18 protein-coding genes are annotated in these 19,538 nt (G+C 43.4%); 17 read left to right on the forward strand and 1 reads right to left on the reverse strand.

Annotated features, from left to right (window positions below; genetic code table 11):
* Nucleotides 1–48 precede the first annotated feature (48 nt).
* From DWW60_RS06635 to DWW60_RS06660, 6 genes are read left to right on the forward strand one after another with little or no spacing between them, the layout of a single operon-like run.
* Nucleotides 49–327: a DUF1292 domain-containing protein gene (locus DWW60_RS06635; protein ID WP_015533126.1), complete on the forward strand. Its 279-nt coding sequence runs from the start codon at nucleotides 49–51 to the stop codon at nucleotides 325–327.
* 5 nt (nucleotides 328–332) lie between these two features.
* The gene (locus tag DWW60_RS06640) at nucleotides 333–1,997 is read left to right on the forward strand and encodes a ribonuclease J (RefSeq protein ID WP_022217240.1); all 1,665 of its coding nucleotides are present in this window, start codon (nucleotides 333–335) and stop codon (nucleotides 1,995–1,997) included.
* 12 nt (nucleotides 1,998–2,009) lie between these two features.
* Nucleotides 2,010–2,357, forward strand: a complete 348-nt coding sequence (locus tag DWW60_RS06645) for a YlbF family regulator (protein WP_015533125.1) — start codon at nucleotides 2,010–2,012, stop codon at nucleotides 2,355–2,357.
* A gap of 45 nt (nucleotides 2,358–2,402) precedes the next feature.
* Complete coding sequence (locus DWW60_RS06650) at nucleotides 2,403–2,840, forward strand: endolytic transglycosylase MltG (RefSeq protein ID WP_117874708.1); 438 nt, start codon at nucleotides 2,403–2,405, stop codon at nucleotides 2,838–2,840.
* 18 nt (nucleotides 2,841–2,858) lie between these two features.
* Nucleotides 2,859–3,500: an O-methyltransferase gene (locus tag DWW60_RS06655; protein WP_117874710.1), complete on the forward strand. Its 642-nt coding sequence runs from the start codon at nucleotides 2,859–2,861 to the stop codon at nucleotides 3,498–3,500.
* A 25-nt stretch (nucleotides 3,501–3,525) separates the two neighbouring features.
* Nucleotides 3,526–4,755 carry a peptidase U32 family protein gene (locus DWW60_RS06660; protein WP_022217244.1) on the forward strand — a complete coding sequence of 410 codons (1,230 nt, stop codon included), beginning with the start codon at nucleotides 3,526–3,528 and terminating at the stop codon, nucleotides 4,753–4,755.
* Nucleotides 4,756–4,774: 19 nt separating this feature from the next.
* Here DWW60_RS06660 and sigK read toward each other — a convergent pair whose 3' ends face one another.
* Nucleotides 4,775–5,395: an RNA polymerase sporulation sigma factor SigK gene (gene sigK / locus DWW60_RS06665; RefSeq protein WP_117874712.1), complete on the reverse strand. Its 621-nt coding sequence runs from the start codon at nucleotides 5,393–5,395 to the stop codon at nucleotides 4,775–4,777.
* 284 nt (nucleotides 5,396–5,679) lie between these two features.
* Here sigK and DWW60_RS06670 point away from each other — a divergent pair, with 284 nt between their 5' ends.
* The 11 genes from DWW60_RS06670 to DWW60_RS06720 all read left to right on the forward strand — a co-directional run bounded on the left by DWW60_RS06670 (nucleotide 5,680) and on the right by DWW60_RS06720 (nucleotide 19,526).
* The gene (locus DWW60_RS06670) at nucleotides 5,680–7,422 is read left to right on the forward strand and encodes a GspE/PulE family protein (RefSeq protein ID WP_117874714.1); all 1,743 of its coding nucleotides are present in this window, start codon (nucleotides 5,680–5,682) and stop codon (nucleotides 7,420–7,422) included.
* A gap of 74 nt (nucleotides 7,423–7,496) precedes the next feature.
* The gene (locus DWW60_RS06675) at nucleotides 7,497–8,558 is read left to right on the forward strand and encodes a type IV pilus twitching motility protein PilT (RefSeq protein ID WP_117548741.1); all 1,062 of its coding nucleotides are present in this window, start codon (nucleotides 7,497–7,499) and stop codon (nucleotides 8,556–8,558) included.
* 220 nt (nucleotides 8,559–8,778) lie between these two features.
* The gene (locus DWW60_RS06680; RefSeq protein ID WP_117874716.1) at nucleotides 8,779–9,987 is read left to right on the forward strand and encodes a type II secretion system F family protein; all 1,209 of its coding nucleotides are present in this window, start codon (nucleotides 8,779–8,781) and stop codon (nucleotides 9,985–9,987) included.
* 18 nt (nucleotides 9,988–10,005) lie between these two features.
* Nucleotides 10,006–10,422 (forward strand): type II secretion system protein, encoded by a 417-nt coding sequence (locus DWW60_RS06685; RefSeq protein WP_055144040.1) that lies wholly within the window; start codon nucleotides 10,006–10,008, stop codon nucleotides 10,420–10,422.
* A 145-nt stretch (nucleotides 10,423–10,567) separates the two neighbouring features.
* On the forward strand, nucleotides 10,568–10,993 hold the full coding sequence (locus DWW60_RS06690; protein WP_117874718.1) for a type II secretion system protein: 426 nt from the start codon (nucleotides 10,568–10,570) through the stop codon (nucleotides 10,991–10,993).
* Nucleotides 10,994–11,542: 549 nt separating this feature from the next.
* Nucleotides 11,543–13,156: a type IV pilus assembly protein PilM gene (gene pilM / locus DWW60_RS06695; RefSeq protein WP_022216709.1), complete on the forward strand. Its 1,614-nt coding sequence runs from the start codon at nucleotides 11,543–11,545 to the stop codon at nucleotides 13,154–13,156.
* A gap of 12 nt (nucleotides 13,157–13,168) precedes the next feature.
* Nucleotides 13,169–13,933 carry a hypothetical protein gene (locus DWW60_RS06700; RefSeq protein ID WP_117874719.1) on the forward strand — a complete coding sequence of 255 codons (765 nt, stop codon included), beginning with the start codon at nucleotides 13,169–13,171 and terminating at the stop codon, nucleotides 13,931–13,933.
* A 31-nt stretch (nucleotides 13,934–13,964) separates the two neighbouring features.
* On the forward strand, nucleotides 13,965–15,287 hold the full coding sequence (locus tag DWW60_RS06705; RefSeq protein ID WP_055223930.1) for a prepilin-type N-terminal cleavage/methylation domain-containing protein: 1,323 nt from the start codon (nucleotides 13,965–13,967) through the stop codon (nucleotides 15,285–15,287).
* 3 nt (nucleotides 15,288–15,290) lie between these two features.
* On the forward strand, nucleotides 15,291–18,107 hold the full coding sequence (locus DWW60_RS06710; protein WP_117874721.1) for a hypothetical protein: 2,817 nt from the start codon (nucleotides 15,291–15,293) through the stop codon (nucleotides 18,105–18,107).
* A 12-nt stretch (nucleotides 18,108–18,119) separates the two neighbouring features.
* The gene (locus DWW60_RS06715; protein WP_117548745.1) at nucleotides 18,120–18,641 is read left to right on the forward strand and encodes a prepilin-type N-terminal cleavage/methylation domain-containing protein; all 522 of its coding nucleotides are present in this window, start codon (nucleotides 18,120–18,122) and stop codon (nucleotides 18,639–18,641) included.
* A gap of 12 nt (nucleotides 18,642–18,653) precedes the next feature.
* A complete protein-coding gene (locus tag DWW60_RS06720; RefSeq protein ID WP_117874723.1) occupies nucleotides 18,654–19,526 on the forward strand; it encodes a prepilin-type N-terminal cleavage/methylation domain-containing protein in 873 nt (290 codons plus the stop codon).
* The last annotated feature ends 12 nt before the right edge of the window (nucleotides 19,527–19,538 follow it).

Raw genomic sequence — 19,538 nt, forward strand, 5'->3', positions numbered from 1 at the left:
CTTCTGCCTTTGTTTTGTGTACGCCTGAAGAAGTATTAAGAGGTTTATATGGCAGAGAACAGGAAGACGGACAACAGTATCATATTTGAAGCAGAAGATGGAACAGAAGTGGAATTCTCGGTTGTGGAGCAGACCACACTTGGCGGCGTGAATTATCTGTTCGTTATAGACAAGGCGGATGATGAATCATTCCTTATCCTTCGCGAGAACAACGGAGCTGATACGGAAGAGATGGCAGCATACGATATTGTGGAAGATGAAAATGAATTAGAGGCGGTCATCAAGATATTTGACGAGCTGCTTGAGGACGTAAATTTGGAGGTATAAGAAAATTGAATAAGAATAATAAAGAGACAGTGAAGATCATTCCTTTGGGCGGTCTGGAACAGATTGGAATGAATATCACTGCGATAGAGTATGAGGACTCTATCATAGTCATTGACTGCGGACTGGCATTCCCTGAGGACGACATGTTAGGAATCGATCTGGTAATTCCTGATGTCACCTATCTCAAGGAAAACGCGGACAAGGTCAGGGGACTCGTGGTTACCCATGGACATGAGGATCACATAGGAGCCATACCGTACATTGAGAAAGAATTAAACATGCCGATCTATGCGACCAAGCTGACCATGGGTCTTATAGAGAACAAACTGAAAGAACACAACCTTATGAACAACACCAGAAGAAAGGTTGTAAAGTATGGTCAGAATATAAATCTTGGGGCATTTAGAGTGGAATTCATCAGAACAAACCACTCCATAGCAGATTCGGCGGCCCTTGCCATATACACACCGGCCGGACTTATTGTCCACACCGGAGATTTCAAGATAGACTACACACCGGTATTTGGCGGAACCATAGATCTTCAGAGATTTGCTGAGCTCGGCAAGAAGGGTGTGCTTGCACTCATGGCTGACTCGACAAATGCTGAGAAGGAGGGCTTCACACAGTCAGAGAAGACAGTGGGAAGAACATTTGACAACCTGTTCAACGACAACAAGGATCACAGGATCATCATAGCGACATTTGCATCCAACGTTGACAGAGTACAGCAGATCATCAATTCAGCTTACAAGTATGGCAGAAAGGCTGTCATAGAGGGACGAAGCATGGTGAACATCATCACCACGGCGTCCGAGCTTGGATATATCAACATACCGGATAACACACTCATAGATATAAGCGAGATGAAGAACTACCCGGATGAGAAGGTTGTTCTCATCACCACGGGAAGTCAGGGAGAGAACATGGCTGCGCTGTCACGTATAGCTGCATCCATACACAATAAAGTAGCCATAAAGCCTGGTGATGTGGTCATTTTCAGCTCACATCCTATACCGGGAAATGAAAAGGCGGTATTCAAGGTTATAAATGAGCTCGAGGCGAAGGGTGCACACGTTATATTTGAGGATACACACGTATCCGGCCATGCCTGCCGTGAGGAGCTCAAGCTTATATATGCGCTCACAAGACCGAAATATGCAATACCTGTCCACGGTGAGTATAGACACCTCAAGAGACATGCAGAGCTTGCAGTTGAGATGGGAATCCCTAAGGAGAATGTCAAGATCATGACCACAGGCGATGTTCTTGAGATCGGTGAGGAGAAGTTCGACGTTGTCGGCAAGGTTCCTGCACAGGGAGTATTTGTGGATGGACTTGGAGTTGGAGATGTTGGAAATATCGTCCTCAGAGACAGACAGCTTCTGTCACAGAATGGCCTCATAATCATAGTTGTGACCCTGGACAGATACAGCAACCAGCTTGTTGCAGGGCCGGATATAGTGTCAAGAGGCTTCGTGTACGTCAGGGAGTCTGAGACACTTATGGAAGACTGCAGGATCACATGTCAGGAGGCTCTCGACAGATGCCTGAGCCGCGGCGTGACAGACTGGGGTAAGATCAAATCCGTGATAAAGGATGACATGGGAGAGTTCCTCTGGAAGAGGACAAAGAGAAGCCCTATGATCCTTCCTATAATCACAGAGGTGTAGAAGGGTGAGAAAATGACAGATACATTGGAACTTAGCAGACAATTGAATGCGTGCATCAAGGATTCTGATGTCTACAAGAATTATCAGTATTGCAAGGATAAACTTAGACAGAAACCAGAAAAACTTCAGCAGCTCATGGAATTTCGTAAGAAAAATTATGAAATACAGAATAACGAAATGCTTGACAATCCATATGATGAAGTTAATAATCTATTCATGGAATATGACTCCATAGTCCATGATACTATAGTCAATGACTTTATCAGGGCGGAGCAGAAGCTGGTGAGAATGATGAAGCTTGTATATGAACAGATAGCGGACGATCTTGATTTCGATATCATAGATGAGGACGCCCGGTGATTCGCGCTGGCTGGGATGTATTTGTGAACAAGGAGAATAACGATTATGGCTTTAGATAGTGCTAGAAGTATGAAGAAGATTCTGAGGTTCCTTTTTGGACTATTCATCAATGTATGTATTTTATTTATATTGGTAAAGGCTTTCTCATACTCGTATGATTTTGCGTATCAGGTGTTTGCCACAAGGGCTGCGGATCCGGGCAGCAACCGTAAGGCAACTATACAGATAACTCAGGATGAGCCGCTTCTTGATGTGGCGGATTCCCTTAAGACGGCGGAGGTTATCAAGGACAAATACGCTTTTATACTGAAGGTCAGAATAGGCGGATATGCAGATGATATCCAGCCTGGTACATATCAGATAGCACCGAGCGATACAAATCAGGAGATAATAGAGATCATAACGGGAAATGGCAAGAGTTCCTCGGGGGATAGCAGCGGAGACAGCAGTGATGATTCCTCCGGTGAGGACAGCGCCGAGTAATAGACAGAGAGGATAATTATGGTATGTGATGAAAGACTTGCGTCATTTATCAATTCCTTCAATACAGACTACGATGAGGTTGTGACCTCGATCAGAAGAGAGGCAGAAGAGAACAGGGTACCTATCATAAGACGAGAGGCTGGAGAGTTCATCAAGATGTTGATTCTTATGAACAGGCCGAAGAAGATTCTTGAGATAGGTTCAGCCGTTGGCTTTTCTGCCATTTTTATGAGTAGATTTCTGGATGATGACGCACATATAACAACTATAGAGAATTATCAGCCGAGAATAGAAGAGGCGAAGAAGAATATAGTCAGAGCCGGGGCTTCAGACAAGATTACTCTGCTTGAGGGCGATGCACTGGAGATATTACCAGAGATGACAGAAAGCTATGACATGGTGTTCATGGATGCAGCTAAGGGTCAGTATGGCAATTTTTTCACGGAGGCTATACGGCTGCTTGCCCCAAAGGGGGTATTGCTCTGCGACAACGTGCTTCAGGACGGAGATGTCCTTGAGAGCAGATTTGCAGTTACCAGAAGAAACAGAACGATACATTCAAGGATGAGAGAATACCTGTACGAGCTCACCCACAATGAACATTTGGAGACGGCCATACTCAATATAGGGGATGGAATGAGCCTCAGTATCCGGAAATAAACGAAAAATGGTTGGAGGAAACGATATGAGAGATAAGAAACCAGAGCTTCTTGTCCCGGCGGGCGGACTGGACACGCTCAAGGTGGCCGTGGACTATGGAGCTGACGCAGTGTATATAGGCGGACAGGCATTTGGCCTCAGAGCGAAAGCAGACAACTTTTCCATAGAAGAGATGAAACAGGGCGTGGAATATGCCCATGCACATAATGCCAAGGTGTATGTGACAGCCAATATATTTGCACACAACTATGATCTGGATGGAATAAGAGCTTATTTTGGCGAGCTGAAAGATACAGGTGTGGACGCTGTTCTTGTATCCGATCCGGGCGTGTTTACCATAGCTCGGGAGACTATGCCGGATATGGAATTACACATAAGCACACAGGCCAACAACACGAACTACATGACATACAAGTTCTGGTATGACCACGGCATAAAGCGGGTTGTGTCTGCCAGAGAACTGTCCCTTGCGGAGATATCACAGATAAGAGCAAACATACCGGACGATATGGAGATAGAGTCATTTATCCATGGCGCTATGTGCATATCATATTCAGGAAGATGCCTTCTCAGCAACTACTTCACAGGCAGGGATGCGAATCATGGTGCGTGCACCCATCCGTGCAGATGGAAGTATTCCATCGTCGAGGAGACCAGACCGGGAGAGTATATGACTGTCAACGAGGACGACAGAGGAACATATATATTTAACTCCAAGGATCTGTGCATGATAGAGTACATCCCGGAGATGATGGAAGCCGGAATAGACAGCTTCAAGATAGAGGGACGTATGAAGACGGCTCTGTATGTGGCGACCGTTGCCAGAACCTACAGAAAAGCCATAGATGATTATATGGAGTCAGAAGAGAAGTACAGAGCAAACATGGAATACTACAAGAGAGAGATAGCCAAATGCACATACAGGCAGTTCACAACGGGATTTTATTTCGGGAAGACAGACTCAGAATCACAGATATATGATAGCAACACATATGTAAAAAACTATACGTATATTGGAACTGTGAGAGAGGTTACCCCGGATGGCTGTGTATGCTTTGAGCAGAAGAATAAGTTTCTGGTGGGAGAGAAGCTTGAAGCCATGGGCTTTGATGGAACAAATATAGAGTGCGAGGTTCAGGCGATATACGACGAGGAAGAAAACAGCATGGACTCTGCGCCACATCCAAAGCAGAAATTGAGGGTGAAGCTTGATAAGGAGCTTGAGACCGGTATTATACTGAGAAGAAAAGAGTGATCATAAGGATGTCTGGATGTCAATCCAGGCATCCTCTTAATTTGCCAAGAGCCTTTTTCTCTATGCGCGATACATATGACCTGGAGATCCCGAGCATCCTGGCTACCTCCTTTTGGGTGAGAGGTGACTGCCCGTCAAGACCGTAGCGCATACATATGATCTCCCTCTCCCTGGATGAGAGGAGCGATGATATGCAGGAGGGAAGCAGGCACAGGTGGTCGTCCTGTATCATTTTGTCCAGAACGTTGACGTTCTCCGAACCTATGATGTCAAGGATGACGATCTCGTTACCCTCTTTATCAGTGCCGATGGGATCGTAGATCGAGACCTCACGCGCCTTTTTCTTCTCGTGGCGGAGAGTCATGAGAAGCTCGTTTTCGATACATTTGGCAGCGTATCCTGACAGTTTGCAGCCTTTGTCGGGTCTGTAGCTGTCTATGGCTTTGATGAGACCTATCGTGCCTATGGACAGAAGATCCTCGGGATCCCTCACGGCGGAATTGTACTTTCTGGATATGTGGGCGACCAGACGGAGATTGTACTCTATCAGAATGCTGCGGGCAGCCTTGTCGCCGGACAGGCACAGCGCAATATATTTTTTCTCTTCTTCGGGAGTTAGTGGGTTTTTAAACGCTTCCATATATGAACTGCTCCCGTAAATTGATTGTACCGGCTGTACATTTGCTGGACGGGCTATTTTACAATTAGTACAGTCAGCTTGCTTATATAATATGTTTATTGTGCAGAAATAGTGCCTATCCACCCTGTAAAAAAGCAAAAATCCGATAAAAGTGCAAAAAAATATATCAAAATATGTACAAAATGTTTAAAATGTGAAAATACTGTGATATAATACGCTTTAGGTATTTGGATAATTCTGCCTGTGCGCAGAATTGCGAGAGACGTGAGGAGGGTATTTAGAGAATGCGATTAAGCGTGGGACGTAAGAAGATCAGAATTGGAGATGTCCTTGTAGCAGCGGGGGCTATCACGGAGGAACAGCTTCAGGAAGGACTTGCAAAGCAGAAGGAGACCGGCAGAAAGCTTGGTAACGCCCTGGTTGATCTGGGATTTATAAGTAACGACATGCTGATTACGGTACTTACAACCCAGTTGGGAATTGACTACATAGAGCTCAAGGGAGCTAAGATCGAGGAGAAGGTTATACACATGGTGCCTGAGAACATGGTCACCAAGTATCAGGCCATACCTATAGAGATAGATCCTGATAACCCGAACATCCTCAAGGTAGCCATGGCGGATCCTATGGATATCATGGCCATGGACGATATAGGACTTGTCACCAACCTTCAGGTTGAGCCGATGCTCGCCTCGGAGGAGGGTATAAAGAACGCTATAGATAAGTACTACGGAAGCGCTCAGGCTATGGAGGCTGCTGAGGCCTACAGACAGGAGCAGCAGAATGTGCTCGGCGGAGGCGACGAGGAAGAGGGCAACGAAGAAATCGATAATTCCCCTATCGTACTTCTGGTTAAGCAGATCATCGAAGGCGGAGTAAGACAGAGAGCGTCAGATATACATATAGAGGCTCTGGAGAACAGCGTCAGAGTCAGATACAGAATAGATGGTGCACTTAAGCAGGTTATGTCATACGACCTCAGCATACTGGCAGGTATCACAGCCCGTATCAAGATCATAGGCGGTATGGATATAGCAGAGAAGAGAAAACCACAGGATGGTCGTATCACCATCATGGTTGACAGAAGAGAGTTTGATGTCCGTGTTTCTATCCTTCCAACAGTTTTCGGAGAGAAGACGGTTATGAGACTTACATCCAAGGACGGTCTGACAAAACCGAAGAGTGCCCTTGGTTTCGATGCAGAGCAGGAGAAGGTTTTCGATAATATCCTCAGCAACCCACATGGTATCATCCTTGTAACGGGACCTACAGGATCAGGAAAATCAACTACACTGTACACATCACTCAGTGAGCTTAACACAGAGGATGTTAACATCATCACCGTTGAGGACCCTGTCGAGGCGAACATCAACGGTATCAATCAGGTGCAGGTTAATAACAAAGCGGACATGACTTTCGCGGCAGCCCTCAGATCTATCCTTCGTCAGGATCCGGATATCATCATGATAGGAGAGATCCGAGACGGTGAGACAGCAGGAATCGCCGTACAGGCCGCTATCACAGGACATTTGGTTGTATCGACACTGCATACTAACTCAGCGGCTTCGACCATCACCCGTCTTATCGATATGGGTATTGAGTCATACATCGCCGGTGATGCTGTTGTTGGAGTTATTGCACAGAGACTTGTGCGAAGACTTTGTACCACATGTAAGCAGCCGAGACTTGTGGAGGATGATGAGAGAGTTCAGCTCGGTGTTCCGGCTGACGAGGAGGATGTCATCATCTACGAGCCACAGGGATGCCCACTGTGTAACGACACAGGCTATTCAGGACGAATCGGTGTATACGAGATGATGCCTGTATCAAGAGAGCTTCAGGCTGTTATCGCTTCCGGAGCCACAGCGGATGTCATTGAGAAGCAGGCCCTCAAGGAAGGAATGCTCACACTGAAGATGGGAGCTGCCAAGCACGTTCTTGATGGCATCACATCCATAGCAGAGATGAACAAGATTGTTCACAGTACAGTGACCGTGGCCGAGGGAGTGGATATGGGAGAGCTGTAAGATATAAGAGATATATAATGAGATTATATATAAATTGTAATTATTAATGCAAAAGGGAAAGGAAGGGACAAGTTATGTTAGACATGAAGGAATTACTTGCCTTCTCTGTAGAAGCAAAGGCGTCAGATGTTCATATAGCTGTAGGTATACCACCTAAGCTCAGAATCAACGGTAAGCTCACCGAGGTTGAGGTTCCGGCACTGTCACCTGCTGATGCGGCAGAGGCAATTGGATCTACTATGAAGGATAGGCATAAGGCCATACTTCAGGACAGAGGAGAGGTCGATTTCTCATTCGACTCACCTGAGACCGGACGTTTCCGTGTCAATGTATTCATGGACAAAGGAAACATGGCAGCAGCGTACAGACGAGTTGAGACACAGATCCCAAGACCTGACCAGCTTGGTATTCCAAGGGAGGTTGTGGAGCTCTACAAGAGAAAGAGAGGACTGGTTCTCGTAACAGGACCTACAGGTTCTGGTAAGTCGACCACACTTGCTTCTATTATAAATAAGGCGAATGAGAACCTTACGGATCATATCATCACACTGGAGGATCCTATAGAGTACATTCACCATCACAACAAGGCAATAGTTAACCAGCGAGAGGTTGGTATGGATACACTCAGCTATGCGAATGCACTCCGTGCAGCACTCCGTGAGGATCCTGATATCATCCTCGTAGGAGAGATGCGAGATCTTGAGACTATCTCCACAGCCATAACCGCTGCCGAGACAGGACATTTGGTATTCTCCACACTGCATACAATCGGTGCGGCAAGTACCATCGATCGTATCATAGATATCTTCCCTACAAACCAGCAGCAGCAGGTAAGAGTTCAGCTCGCGATGGTTCTTGAGGGAGTTATCTCACAGTCACTTCTTCCTATAGCGAGCGGCAACGGACGAGTTGCAGCCTTCGAGGTAATGCTTGCATCACCTGCTATACGAAGTCTGATACGAGAAGCCAAGACTCATCAGATCCAGTCAACTATCCAGACAAGCAGAGCCTTAGGTATGATCACTATGGACGATGCATTGTATGATCTGTATGCTTCAGGAACCGTCACAAGAGAGGTTGCCATGACATACGCACAGGATCAGCAGTACCTGAGAAAGAAGATCAACGGACAGTAAGATATATGGAATAATCGATTACCATATGGAAAAATGTGGTATAATAACCAAGTTGCATTGTGCATATTGTCTAAAAAATAACGTGCAAATAATTAAATGTTGATTAAATCTGTGTGGTATAGTAAGATATTTTACATATAATTTATGTTGCATTATTGCGCTTTTAAAGTGTAGATACATGAAAACGTAAGAATATTAAGATTGGGTCGGAGGAGAGACAATGGCAGTATTTAATTACAAGGTTGTTGACAGAGATGGTAAGAATAAAAAAGGTACCATCGAGGCCCCTAACAGAGACGGTGCTGAGAAGAAGCTGAAGTCAGAAGGCTACTCGATTATGAGCCTGACAGAGCAGAGCAGCCCGCTTGGGGGTATAGGATTTAAGAAGAAGGTCAAGTCAAGAGACCTGGGTGTATTCTGTAAACAGTTCTCAGCGGTCATCAAGGCTGGTGTTACCATCATATCCGCACTGGAGCTGATGGGAGATCAGATCGAGAACAAGACACTGAGAAAGGCCATAGCAGATGCGCGTACATATGTAGAGAAAGGTGGAACTCTGGCGGATGCGCTCAGAGTTAACCCGGATGTATTCCCGCCTATCATGATCAACATGGTGGCAGCCGGTGAGATGTCTGGTAATCTTGAGATTTGCTTGGACAGACTGGTAGAGCATTTCGAGAAGGACAATGCATTGTCATCCAAGATCAAGGGTGCCATGACATATCCTATCGTAGTTCTCTGTGTTATGGTTATAGTTATCATAGTAGTGTTGGTAGCGGTTATACCAAACTTCTCAAGTATGTTTGAAGAGATGGGAACTCAGCTTCCACTCGCAACTCGTATGATGATGGCTGCGGCAGATTTTGTCATGTATAAGTGGTGGCTGCTCATAATCATAGTTGCGGCGATAGTATTCGGTGTTAAGTTCTTCAAGAAGACGCCGTTTGGTGAACAGCTCTTTGCGAACATAGGACTTAAGGCACCTATATTTGGCAACCTGAATGTGAAGACGGCGTGTGCAAGATTTGCCAGGACCATGAGCACACTGATGGCGTCAGGTATATCCATGATAGATGCGGTTGAGCAGGTTGCGAAGATGATGGACAACAAGATTATCAGAGATGGTCTTATGGATGCTAAGATTCAGGTATCCAAGGGTGTGCCACTCTCAAAGCCTCTTAAGGATATGACGATGCTTCCACCTATGCTCTCAGCCATGACAAAGATTGGAGAGGAGACAGGAGATATAGAGGAGATGCTCAGCAAGGTTGCTGACTACTATGACGAAGAAGTTGAGGCGGCAACAAATGCGCTTACAGCAGCTATGGAACCTATGATTATGGTTCTTCTTGCAGGTGTTGTTGGCATGATAGTTGCAGCGGTATATGGACCTATCATGAGTATGTACAACGCTATGGACAATGTATAATCAAAAGAGGAAAGTTAGATGAACAGAAACAAAGGCTTTTCACTGGTGGAGCTTATCATAGTCATAGCAATCATGGCTATTCTTGCCGGAGCACTTGCACCGGCGCTCATAAAGTACATAGCAAAGTCAAGAAGATCGACCGATGTGTCGAACGCCCAGACTATAGCGACGGCAGTCGCCAATGCCTTATCGGTAGAGAAGGCATATGATGATGCCACACCTGGTGATTACCCGGTGAATACCGATGGCACACAGCTTGGCACATCGAATGCGTTCACATCAGAAGTCACAAGTCAGCTTGGGACAAGTACATTCAAGCCAAAGTATGACAAGGACAAGCAGTTCACTATCACAGTCAATAGTGATAAGGCTACATTCACCGTAAAGGTGGACAGCTCAGAGCTGTATCCGGATGTGTGTGATGCTTACAAGTAACATACGTCTGGTAGCTATTTGATATATCATGTATGACCTGCATGATAACTAAAAAGGTTAAACCCGGTAGAACGAGGATGCCGGTTTGATATAGTGCAAAGCACATAACAACACACAATAAACAACTAAAAAGGAGAGTAATATTATGAAGAAAAACAACAAAGGTTTCTCATTAGTAGAGTTAATTATCGTTATTGCTATTATGGCAATCCTTGCTGGAGCTCTTGCACCAGCACTTATCAAGTACATCGCTAAGTCAAGAAGATCAACAGATGTATCAAACGCACAGACAATCGCAACAGCAGTTACAAACGCACTTTCAGTAGAGGCAGCTTACGATGCAGCAGATGCTGGTGAGTATACATTATCAACAACAAAGCCTGTTGCAGTAACAGGAACTGGTGCTGCATTTACAAGCGAGGTTGTATCACAGCTTGGTTCAGCTGCATACAAGCCAAAGTATGATAAGAATCAGTCATTTATGTTTACACTTAGCTCAGACAAGTCTACTTTCACTGTAACAGTTAATGGTTCAGAGCTTTACCCAGATGTATGTGCTGAGTACAAGTAAGATCCTGACAAACTTGTGTAAACTTACGGATTGTTCATGAGAACAAGATAGGTGTTACATAAGTGTAGCACAAGACGGTGATTATACCTATTGCAACCTCGTACAGGCAGTGAGTGTGATCATCGTCAGGTGCTGACACATTTTCTACTATTTATATTTATAGTAGCTGGGGATTTTCCCCGGTTGCTATATCTTTACACGGAGCTGAATATGAAGGAATAATTGTTATACAGTCTGATCCTTTGTACTCACTCTTTCTTTGCAGTCAGCGGTTTTTTGTATATGTGACAAGTCACATAGCATGACTTATGGCGGCAACTGGCTTACCTAGGTAGAGCTGGTACTTATTTTTCGGTGAGTTTCTTCTATATAAAAGGGTCATTATGTGGATGAGATGAGCTATTAAAAGGGTGACAGAATGTTGACCTTTATCCGGAAAGCACTTATCCGGAACAATTATATGAATGGGGTGAACAGCGGTAAGCTGGTACTCAAAGCAATGTGGAATTTTCCATACAAAACTACTGATTAGCGAGGGAGGCTATAAAAATGGCGAGTAATAATAAAGTCTTAACAATCGACATTACAAATGAAAGTATTACTATCGTTGAAGTTACACCTTCAAACAAGAAGCAGTCAACGATACACAACGCTATCATCTTCGAGACACCGGAAGATGCCTATGAGGATGGCGTGATCAGAGACAAAGAGAGAATAGCAGAGGCAATCAAGTCTCAGCTCTCAGCAAATGGAATAACAAACAAGAACGCGATATTCGTTCTTACCTCTACAAAGATCGTTAACAGAGAGGTTCTTGTACCTTTCGTTAAGGAGAACAAAATCAAAGGAATTATTAATGCGAACTCATCAGAGTATTTCCCTGTTAATATAGAGGATTACGTAGTGTCTCATACAGTGCTTGAGACAGTTACTGATGAAGAGAATAACAAGCAGCTCAGAGTTCTTGCAGTCGCTGCACCAGAGAACATGGTAAGATCATACTATGATCTCGCAGCTATGGCTGGACTGAAAGTAGTAGCACTTGATTATATTGGTAATGCAATGCTTCAGTTGATCAAGACTCAGACAACAGAGGCAATGACAACTATGGTAATCCAGTTGGGCAGTGAATCAACAGTGCTCAACATCGTAAAAGGAGATACACTTCTCCTTCAGAGAACAGTTCCGTACGGTACCAATGTGGTAGTCAACGAAGTTATGGATGCGAAGGGCGTGGATGCAACTACAGCTATGACTCTTCTCCAGAACGAAAGACTTCTCACAGTTGATTTCGATGACAATGCTATAACAGGAGCATTCAGATATCTCATCAACAATATCGGCCGTGTGATGGACTTCTTCACATCAAAGAATCCTGATAAGCCTATTGATGATGTATTTCTCACAGGTGATGGAGCCCTTATCAAGGGAATCGACGGCTTGTTCAAGGTTCAGCTCAATGTATCAACCAGAGTAATGGATACATTGTATAACATCAAATTTGACCCAAAGATTGATCTCAAGATTTATAATCCTGTATATCTCATGGTTCCTATCGGAGCTGCCTTTGACCCTATGGGCTTCGAGCTTGGTGAGACTGGCAGCAAGGGTGGTGCAAGCAGTGTTGACACAACACCACTGGTTATAGCATTTATCATCATAGCAGTCATAGTTGCAGGTGGTGTTACAGCGTACTCATTTATAGCTAAGAATAAGGCTCAGTCAAAACTTGATCAGGTGAATAGAGATATTGATTCAATCAAGGATATAGAGCAGATTGTTCAGGACTATGAAGATGCAGAAAGTGTATACATGGATGCTCAGAATATGTACAGTTACACAGAGAACCTCAATGAGAATGTTGGAACACTTATTGCGGAGCTTGAGGACAAGATGCCAAAGGGAATCAGTCTTACAGCGTTTGATTCATCTTCAACAGAGGTTAGTTTCACAGGTAACACGAAGTCGTACGAGGATATAGCTGCATTTGCAATAAACCTCAAGGATATAGAGTGCATAGACAATTCATTCGTTCAGTCTGTCACTGAGAATGTGGATCAGCAGAGCGGGGATACAACATACGACTTTACAGTTACATGTATCTACAAGGATGTAAATGCAGATGATACCGAGACTTCAACAGATGAAGTATCAGTTAATTAAGGAGGGACTATCATGGATTCAATCACAAAGGGACAGAGAAATCTATTATTATTCTTATTGGGAATTGCTATCTTAGTGCTTCCTATAAGATTTCTTGCCATGGGCAATTTCGATGACAAGAAGAGTATTGAGAGTCAGTACAACGAGAGACAGACATATTACAACAGCTTGCTTGAGAAGGATGCGAACAGACAGCAGTACATAGCTGACACTGAGAAGTACAAGGCAGACTATGAGGCTGTTCTTGCAGAATTTCCATCAGAGCTGTATCAGGATAACACGATCATGTATTTACAGGGTGTAAAGGATAAGTATAAGTTCAACTTTCCTAGTGTAACAATGGGTGAGGAGACACTTTTCTATACACTTGGCGCAGGCGCTGTGGGCGACGTTACCGTTGCTGATAATTCAAGTGCTTCAACAGATGCAGCAGCATCTGACGTGACTATAGATGAGTCAGCAGCTACAGCATCAGGTTACAACTGCTATTCAGCATCATTCCCTGTCACATACGAGGGAGACTACAAGGATATCAAGGATGTCATCGACTACATCAAGAATGGTGATTACAGAATGACTCTTGACGATGTCACTATAGCATTCAACGAACAGACAGGAAAGTATGAGGGAGATATGACGATAACCTCATATGCAGTAAACGGTGATGACAGAACTACAGATCACGCAGATGTGAATGTACAGACAGGTACAAACAACATCTTTGGAAACCCAACAGTAAAGTCTACTACGACTACGACCACAACAACAGCCCAGTAGATGCATACACTTAAATGGAGTGAACAAATAAATGGTTAAATCAAACAATAAAGGATTTAGTTTAGTAGAGATTATAATCGCTGCTGCCATATTTGCCATTCTGATCTATCCGATAACCAATGCATTGATCACAGCCACGAAGACGGGTACTACATCGACGAAGAAGCAGTATGCAGTCGAGAAGGCTGAGGAGATCATGGAGATCTTTAAGACCGCTGATCTGTCAGGAAATGTGAATATTCCTGATGGCAATGGAACAAAGACATATTCCTTTACAAAGGGAACACCATCGGGAAAGTCTATTACATTGCCGAATTCTAAAACGGCGGAATATTCGGACACAACCTATACCTGCAACGATGTATCCATAGGAAAATCTTATGAGACCTACACCTGTCAGGTGGATGTGAATGATGCGGCATATCAGGTCCTTAAGAATGGATATGTGCTTGCAGGTCTTGATGGTGGTGCGACATTCAAAAGCGATGAAAGTGGCGCCATACAGACTAATGCTACGGAATCGGGAACTATCAGAAATCTGGACAGCAAACAGTCGGCTATCATTATAGGTGCCACCTATAATGTAGCCGCAACAGGCAGCAATCTTGATAATCTCGCATATCAGTATTTCCTGGATGCGAAGCTTGACGTGCTGAGAAAGTATGATGTGCAGTACAACCATTATCTTTCCGGTGGTGGAACATTCGATGAGGATCATTTCCAGAAGAATACCAAGATCAAGATATCAAAGCTGGGATCCACATATACAGTTGAGTGTTATGTGGAATACACAGATTATACAACGGTCTCAGTTATCAGATCACAGTATGAGAGCTCAGGCAAAAATGTATACAAGCCTACCACCTTATATGGTGATGGAATAGTATACAAGCAGGAGTTTACGAATGGTTTGCCACCTGTGTATCTTCTCTATGTTCCGGCGATATACAATGGTTCATACTGTACGACAGATACCATAACGGTGGATAATTCAGGAATATCTGAGAAGGCGGATGTGTATGTATTCGAGACGACAGCAGAGCTCAGCGATACATACAAGAAGATCATACGTGAGCAGTTCAATGTGGCGAACGTTGATGATCTTACATATACGAATGCAGGAAAGAACACCAAGATGTCAGATGTCAAGGTGAGACTTAAGCTGGCAGCGGGAGCAAAGTCGTCAGATCTTAATGTATATGCCAACTTTGACTTTGACAATGTTAATTCTGACTATCCTGTAGCTCGTTTGACAGAGGATCAGAGTGACAGTGTATATATGTACGATATAACAGTTACTTTGACAGATAGTAAAGGAAACAAGACGACGGTTACTGGAACAAGGGGGAAGTAACAGATGATTGAGAGATTAAAGCGAAAGCTTAGGCATAACGATGATCACGGTTCAAGTTTCGTCCTTGTAATAGTCGCAACCACATTTATGTGCATTCTTGCTTCAGCGATACTTATGGGAGCTATGATGACATACAAGCTCAAATTTTATAAGCTGAATTCCCTGAATAACTTTTATGAGGTAGAAACTGCACTTGATGAGATGTATGCGGGGGTAGGCGCAGCGACCAATGAGCACCTTTATTCAGCGTATACAACTACGGCTGAATTGGTTGTTGTGTATGATACTAAGGCTCAGGCGTATACTACCCTTGACAATAAATCGGCAAATGAGCTTTTCAAAAAGCTTTTCATGACAGGCTTTGTTGCAGATACAAACTATAAGAGTCTTAAGAACGTGACAGATACACTTCAGTCTTTCATATCTAATGAGTATGATGCAGTGGACAATCCGGATGGTGTCAGACTTGATACATCGAACATGAAGCTTATATATACTGATGTTAATAACAAGACAACAACTCAGTATTATAAGAATAATGGAGGAATTAAGACGGAGAAGCAGTCGGGTTACGAAAATGACAAGGTTCAGTCTGTCACATTCAAGAATGTGTGTGTTAAGAGAAGTGTGGATCTGCAGGGATCAACAGCAGGAACCTATGAGCAGTCTATCACTACGGATATTGTTCTCACGGAGCCTGAATATAATGTATCGTTTGATACAAGCAGTGTAGCTAGCAATACATTGTATGAGTATGCGATACTTGCAGATATGGGTGTTGAAGTTGGCGAGGACAATGATAATAAGACAACAGATGCGCAGGTAAAGGGTAATATCTACGCAGCAAGCGATTATTACAATAAGGATTATAACGATGTAGCCGAGACAAAGGTTACGAACAAATATGAGAGTAAGCCTAGTACAATGTGGGGAACAAAGGACAGCAGTGCTTATTCCGGAATATTTGTAAATGGAAAAAATACATCACTTACACTCAACTCTGATGTTGTTGTGTGTTCAGGTTCTCTTGCAGCATACAATGGAGCAGAGATAAACCTTTCAGGTCGTACACAGACTCTTTCAGAGCTTTGGGCAGACAATATTGTCATAGGTGGAAAGGATGGCGGTTCTCTTAAGGCTTCTGCTGATGCATACATATTTGATGATACAGAGCTTAACGCAGAGAAGGCGAGTCTTAAGTTTACTCAGGGCAGCTATTTTGGATATAGCTACAATGCTCAGGATACAAGAAGCCTGAATTATCTTAGACAGAAGGGATACCTGGCAACCGGATATAAGCTGAGATCACACTTCAGTGACAGTGCGATCATAGTAAATGGTAAGAATTCAACACTTGATCTTCAGGAACTTAATTCACTGTATATAGCAGGTAAGTCATACATTGAGTTCTCTAAGATTGCAGCGTCCAGTGTTCCTGAGGATGACGAGAATATAACAGTTGATGAGAATGCAGATTATGCATTCACCACACTGGAGGATTATTCCACAGGACAGTCTCTTGATGTGAAGACAAACCAGCTTATGTTCCTTACCCAGTGGTCTGTAGTGAACAACACTGAGAAGGTTGACCCTGACACAGGAATCACTACAGTTACACTTCAGTTCCCAAAGACATTTGAGGCAGATGCGAACATACTTGATCTGTATGATGATTTCCTCAATGATCTTGCTACAGAGGGAGATAAGGGTGTAACAGCAATTAAGCAGACTGTTTCAGGACATGATTATTATTATCTGTATATTGAGGATGGAAAGGATTCATCCAATGTAAGCAATGCTGAGAAGTTTGCTGAGAAATATTACAAGCTTCTTCAGGATTACGGTGATGAGATAAGCAGTAAACTCTATAATGTACAGAAATATGAGCAGTTCCAGGTTAAGCTGGTTCTTCCGGCAGAGGGCAAGATAAATGCAAGCGGTGCTGTCACAGATCAGAATAACGATGATTCGCTGTTCCTGAGAGCATCCACAACTACCACAATGGATGTGGCTACAGCGCTTGATAATGTTTCAACAGGCAAGGTGTTTACTAACATCCTTGGTAACAAGGGTTCAGACAACAATAAAAAGGTATTTAATGACCTCAAGGCGGATGCTGCAGAGCTTTCAGGAAGTTCAGTTGCAAATGATGAAGAGACTACAAGTAATTTCCTCTCATATATGTATATAAATATGAAGGATCATCTGTCAGTTCTCAACAAGAAGGATGAGGCAACTAAGCCTGATGTAAATGCGTGGGAGATTGCAGGCTATAGCAAGTCAGCAAGTGGATATACAAGTACATATAATAAGGATAAAGATGAATATTCATATGATTACAGTATCACTCCTTTAAATCACTATGTTGATTTTGCTTATGTATTTAGCAGGAACCTTTCAATTGAGAATACAATTGGAAATGCAACAGATAATGAGGCTAAAACCATAGTTATCAATTCTGGTGATGTTAAGCTCCAGCCAAACAATGGTGATGGATCATTCCAGGGAATTATAATTGCCGGTGGTAATGTAAGATTTGATGAGAATGTTAAGAGCTTCAGAGGTATGATAATCACTGGATCAAAGCTTATAATTGACCATAATATGTCAATATCAGCAGACGCTGCATTTGTTGCAAATCTTCTTGAACAGTGTTCAGAGAGCACAGACGAAAAGCTCAATACGCTTACAACAAAGGTGCTGAAGAACTATACATCATCCAAGAGCGAAGGTAACACAGAGGTAACAGGAGCATCAATATCAGACATCTCATATGAAGATATTCTTGTATTCCAGAACTGGAAGAAGAATGTTGAATAGGGGGTGTAGCTGATGAAGAATTGTATAAAATCAAATAATGGATACACGCTTATAGAGATGATAATTGTTATTGCTATAATTGCAGTAATGTCAGGCGTGGGCTTTCTCACTATATCATCAATAAGAGCGTCTCAGGCAACTGCTTCACTGCAGAAGTTTGACAGTGAATTGTCGGCGCTTGAGATGAGAACTAGGACGCAAAAAAGTGGAGAGGCGGTAAGGATAGTCCAGAATGGTGCTAATTACGATATTTTCTATGGTATATGCGCTGATGGAAGGGCGGAGTCATTTACTGCTAATTCATCTGCACCTGACAAGGTGCTGGAGAGAGTTACGATATATTATGCTGACGATTACGATGCAGATTCAGTGACTACTCCTCTTTCAGAGCAGGTTATTATTATCAGGAAATCTGACAGTCAGGTGCTGACTGGATATGGAGAGTATCGTTTCTGCAAGTATAACAGCAACAATACTGTTGGAAGGGTCAACCTGAACCAGTATACAGGCGGTCATACATATGGAAAGAATTAGGGGGTGTGAAGAATGATATGTAGAAATAAAGACAAGGGCTTCACATTCATAGAGCTTATACTGTATATGGCAATCTTGGGAATATTCATGGTTGCTGTCATGTCCCTTATATCTACAACTGTTGCGTCACATAAGAAGCAGTCGTCCAGACAGAAGCTTCAGTCTCAGGCGACTGAGACATATGATGCGATAGCAGACATACTGATGGGGGCAAGTGATATCAAGATTGATGGAACTGCTTACGTACAGACTGGAACATCATTCACTCAGGTTACAGGAAGCTTTATTGTTCCTGAGGATACGTATGTGAAATCCGCAGGATCGGGAAGCGCACTCCGTAAGCAGGGAGGCGTTGCTGATGTAATCCAGGATATAGTGTCAGATAGCGGTGTGATAAAGAAAAAAAGCAATAGCTATGATATAGCGGATGTTAAGCCTTTTGGCGGCGCTGGTGCTTCAGAGGATGTGCACACATTTATAGATGCTGATTATCTGTGGGTTCAGTATTCATCTGAGCTAGATAAGACTGCATTCTGTACGATTACCTACAGCAAGACAGACAAGAAATTGTATGTTTTCAGACAGGAGATGAGTGATGAAACGCTTAATCAGGCAAAGCAGGATCTCAAGAGCAGCGATTCAGCAAAGGTAAATCAGGCACAGTCGGTGCTTTCATCGTGTACAAAGTATGTGGATGCAAGCTCCAAGAAAGGTACAGTGCTTGCTAACAACGTGAAAAGCTTTCAGCTTCAGGTCAATCCTGCAGACAATAGTGTTGCAGTGATTATTGGATTTGAAGACACAAAAACAAAAGAGACATATAAAGTAACAAGTGTAGTTGGACTCAGAAATTCATTCGTGCTCAAGAAGCATGAGTGGGATTAATAGAGGAGGAAA

This window comes from Coprococcus sp. AF16-22 (genome assembly GCF_003461545.1).
Classification (GTDB): Bacteria; Bacillota; Clostridia; order Lachnospirales; family Lachnospiraceae; genus Coprococcus; species Coprococcus aceti.

Excerpts from the sequence above, each read along its gene's own strand:
- DWW60_RS06635 (WP_015533126.1), top strand. The coding sequence starts at position 49 with ATGGCAGAGAACAGGAAGACGGACAACAGTATCATATTTGAAGCAGAA.
- DWW60_RS06645 (WP_015533125.1), top strand. The coding sequence starts at position 2,010 with ATGACAGATACATTGGAACTTAGCAGACAATTGAATGCGTGCATCAAG.
- DWW60_RS06650 (WP_117874708.1), top strand. The coding sequence starts at position 2,403 with ATGGCTTTAGATAGTGCTAGAAGTATGAAGAAGATTCTGAGGTTCCTT.
- DWW60_RS06655 (WP_117874710.1), top strand. The coding sequence starts at position 2,859 with ATGGTATGTGATGAAAGACTTGCGTCATTTATCAATTCCTTCAATACA.
- DWW60_RS06660 (WP_022217244.1), top strand. The coding sequence starts at position 3,526 with ATGAGAGATAAGAAACCAGAGCTTCTTGTCCCGGCGGGCGGACTGGAC.
- sigK (WP_117874712.1), bottom strand. The coding sequence starts at position 5,395 with ATGGAAGCGTTTAAAAACCCACTAACTCCCGAAGAAGAGAAAAAATAT.
- DWW60_RS06670 (WP_117874714.1), top strand. The coding sequence starts at position 5,680 with ATGCGATTAAGCGTGGGACGTAAGAAGATCAGAATTGGAGATGTCCTT.
- DWW60_RS06675 (WP_117548741.1), top strand. The coding sequence starts at position 7,497 with ATGTTAGACATGAAGGAATTACTTGCCTTCTCTGTAGAAGCAAAGGCG.
- DWW60_RS06680 (WP_117874716.1), top strand. The coding sequence starts at position 8,779 with ATGGCAGTATTTAATTACAAGGTTGTTGACAGAGATGGTAAGAATAAA.
- DWW60_RS06685 (WP_055144040.1), top strand. The coding sequence starts at position 10,006 with ATGAACAGAAACAAAGGCTTTTCACTGGTGGAGCTTATCATAGTCATA.
- DWW60_RS06690 (WP_117874718.1), top strand. The coding sequence starts at position 10,568 with ATGAAGAAAAACAACAAAGGTTTCTCATTAGTAGAGTTAATTATCGTT.
- pilM (WP_022216709.1), top strand. The coding sequence starts at position 11,543 with ATGGCGAGTAATAATAAAGTCTTAACAATCGACATTACAAATGAAAGT.
- DWW60_RS06700 (WP_117874719.1), top strand. The coding sequence starts at position 13,169 with ATGGATTCAATCACAAAGGGACAGAGAAATCTATTATTATTCTTATTG.
- DWW60_RS06705 (WP_055223930.1), top strand. The coding sequence starts at position 13,965 with ATGGTTAAATCAAACAATAAAGGATTTAGTTTAGTAGAGATTATAATC.
- DWW60_RS06710 (WP_117874721.1), top strand. The coding sequence starts at position 15,291 with ATGATTGAGAGATTAAAGCGAAAGCTTAGGCATAACGATGATCACGGT.
- DWW60_RS06715 (WP_117548745.1), top strand. The coding sequence starts at position 18,120 with ATGAAGAATTGTATAAAATCAAATAATGGATACACGCTTATAGAGATG.
- DWW60_RS06720 (WP_117874723.1), top strand. The coding sequence starts at position 18,654 with ATGATATGTAGAAATAAAGACAAGGGCTTCACATTCATAGAGCTTATA.